Source organism: Polaromonas sp. P3_C2 (genome assembly GCF_056402675.1).
On record NZ_JBFUGX010000463.1, the window covers coordinates 1 to 3,355 of the forward strand.

1 protein-coding gene and 1 pseudogene are annotated in these 3,355 nt (G+C 59.2%); both read right to left on the reverse strand.

The features are described 5' to 3' along the window. A pseudogene (locus tag AC1DWI_RS17205) lies at positions 1-714 on the reverse strand (DNA-directed RNA polymerase subunit beta'); the annotation flags it as partial. A 27-nt stretch (positions 715-741) separates the two neighbouring features. Next, a partial coding sequence (gene rpoB / locus AC1DWI_RS17210; protein ID WP_477725287.1) for a DNA-directed RNA polymerase subunit beta occupies positions 742-3,355 on the reverse strand: 2,614 nt, incomplete at its 5' end.

The window sequence follows — 3,355 nt, forward strand, 5'->3', positions numbered from 1 at the left end:
GTCCAGCACCATCCAGCCCGGCTTGATGCCGGACTTCTTGAACGCTTCCATCAATTTCAAGCGCTTGGCGTTTTTCTTGATCTTGATTTCGGAGCCGGTCAGGTCATTGCGCAGCTTCTCGATTTCAACGTCGAGATCCAGCCCTTCGAGCAGGTCCTTGATGCCTTCGGCGCCCATCTTGGCGGTGTATTCATCACCGTATTCCTTGCGCTTGGCGTCATAGTCGTCTTCCGACATGATGCTGAATTTCTTCAGCGGGGTCATGCCGGGATCGGTAACGACATATGCTTCGAAGTACAGCACGCGTTCGATGTCGCGCAGCGTCATGTCGAGCACCAGGCCCAGGCGCGACGGCAACGACTTCAGGAACCAGATGTGCGCACACGGTGCGGCCAGGTCGATGTGCCCCATGCGCTCGCGGCGAACCTTGGTCTGCGTGACTTCAACGCCGCACTTTTCGCAGATGACACCGCGATGCTTCAGGCGCTTGTACTTGCCGCACAGGCATTCGTAGTCCTTGATGGGGCCAAAGATCTTGGCGCAAAAAAGACCGTCGCGCTCCGGCTTGAAGGTACGGTAGTTGATGGTTTCAGGCTTCTTCACTTCGCCGAAAGACCACGAGCGGATCTTTTCGGGCGAAGCCATGCCGATCTTGATGGCATCGAAATGCTCATCCGGCGTGAATTGCTTGAACAGGTCGAGTAATGATTTCATGAGTTAAATCCTTTTCTTTCCTGTTGATTAGCTGCGTTCGAGTTCGATGTCGATACCGAGCGAGCGGATTTCCTTGACCAGCACGTTGAACGACTCGGGCATGCCGGCCGTGATCGCGTGCTCGCCCTTGACGATGCTTTCGTAGACCTTGGTGCGGCCCTGTACGTCGTCGGACTTGACGGTGAGCATTTCCTGCAGCGTGTAGGCGGCGCCGTACGCTTCCAGCGCCCAGACCTCCATCTCGCCGAAACGCTGTCCACCGAACTGCGCCTTGCCGCCCAGCGGCTGCTGGGTAACGAGCGAGTAAGGACCGGTCGAGCGCGCGTGCATCTTGTCGTCCACCAGATGGTGAAGTTTCAGGAAGTGCATGTAGCCCACCGTGGTCGTGCGCTCGAACGCATCGCCCGTGCGGCCGTCATACAGCTGAGCCTGGGTACGTGTCGCCGTCAGGCCCTTGGCCTTGGCAATGTCGTCCGGATAAGCCAGCTGGAGCATGCCCATGATCTCGGCCTCGGAAGCACCGTCAAACACGGGAGTGGCAAAAGGCACGCCGGTGGTCAGGTTGCCGGCCATCTCGATGATGTCGGTATCCGACAACTTCGCCAGGTCCTCTGCGCGGCCTGACTTGTTGTAGATCGTTTCCATGAACTTGCGGATTTCCTGCACCTTGGCTTCGGCTTGCAGCATGTCCCCAATGCGATGGCCCAGGCCCTTGGCGGCCCAGCCCAGATGCACCTCAAGCACCTGGCCCACGTTCATCCGCGAAGGCACGCCCAGCGGGTTCAGCACGATGTCGCACGGTGTGCCATCGGCCATGTGCGGCATATCTTCGACCGGAACGATCTTGGACACGACACCCTTGTTGCCGTGACGGCCAGCCATCTTGTCGCCAGGCTGCAGGCGGCGCTTGACGGCAAGGTAAACCTTGACCATCTTGAGCACGCCCGCTGGCAATTCGTCGCCCTGCGTGAGTTTCTTGCGCTTTTCTTCGAAAGACAGGTCAAAGCTGTGGCGCGTCTGCTCCATCGAGTTCTTGACGCTTTCGAGCTGCGCAGCCACTTCGTCATCGGCAGGACGAATGTCAAACCAGTGGTACTTCTCGACATCGGCCAAATAGGCCTTGTCGATCTTGGTGCCCTTGGCCAGCTTCTTCGGACCGCCATTGGCAACCTTGCCGATCAACAGCTTTTCGATGCGGTCGAAGGCGTCGGCTTCCACAATGCGCAGCTGGTCGTTCAGGTCCAGGCGGAAACGCTTGAGTTCGTCGTCGATGATCTGCTGGGCACGCTTGTCGCGCACAATGCCTTCACGGGTGAAGACCTGCACGTCGATCACGGTGCCTTGCGAGCCCTGGCTCACGCGCAGCGAGGTGTCTTTCACATCGCTGGCCTTTTCGCCGAAGATGGCGCGTAGCAGCTTTTCTTCCGGTGTCAGCGTGGTCTCGCCCTTGGGCGTGACCTTGCCGACCAGCGTGTCGCCCGGCTGGACTTCAGCGCCGACATAAATGATGCCGGATTCGTCGAGGCGGTTCAGCTGTTGCTCGGACAGGTTGGGAATGTCGCGCGTGATTTCTTCGGCACCCAGCTTGGTGTCACGGGCCATCACGACGAGTTCTTCGATGTGAATCGAGGTGTAGCGGTCTTCAGCCACCACGCGCTCGGAAATCAGGATCGAATCCTCGAAGTTGTAGCCGTTCCACGGCATGAACGCGATCAGCATGTTCTGGCCAATGGCGATTTCGCCCAGGTCAGTCGATGCACCGTCGGCAATCACATCACCCTTGGCCAGCTTGTCGCCGATCTTGACGATAGGACGCTGGTGGATGTTGGTGTTCTGGTTGGAACGCTGGTACTTGATCAGATTGTAGATGTCCACACCGACTTCGCCGGCGAGGGCTTCTGCATCATTCACGCGCACCACGATGCGGGTGGCATCAACGTAGTCCACCACACCGCCACGGTTGGCAGTCACCACGGTGCCGGAGTCAACCGCAGCAACCCGCTCAATGCCCGTGCCGACCAGCGGCTTTTCGGGACGAAGTACAGGCACGGCCTGACGGGACATGTTGGCGCCCATCAAAGCGCGGTTGGCGTCATCGTGCTCCAGGAACGGAACCAGGGAAGCCGCCACCGAGACGATCTGTGCAGGAGACACGTCCATGTACTGGACGCGTTCTGCGCCCACCAGGACGGACTCACCGTTTTCCCGGGCAGACACGAGGTCACCGGTCAGCTTGCCTGCATCATCCAGAGCCGCGTTGGCCTGGGCGATGACGTATTTGCCTTCTTCGATGGCCGACAGGTAGTCGATCTGGTCGGTGATCTTGGCGTCCACCACACGGCGATACGGCGTTYCAATGAAACCGTATTCGTTGAGGCGGGCATACAGGGCCAGCGAGTTGATCAGGCCGATGTTCGGACCTTCAGGCGTTTCAATCGGGCAGACGCGTCCGTAATGGGTGACGTGCACGTCACGCACTTCAAAGCCGGCGCGTTCGCGGGTCAAACCGCCCGGGCCAAGGGCCGAAACACGGCGCTTGTGGGTGATTTCGGCCAGCGGGTTGGTCTGGTCCATGAACTGCGAGAGTTGCGATGCACCGAAGAACTCTTTCAGCGCAGCCGAAATCGGCTTGCTGTTGATG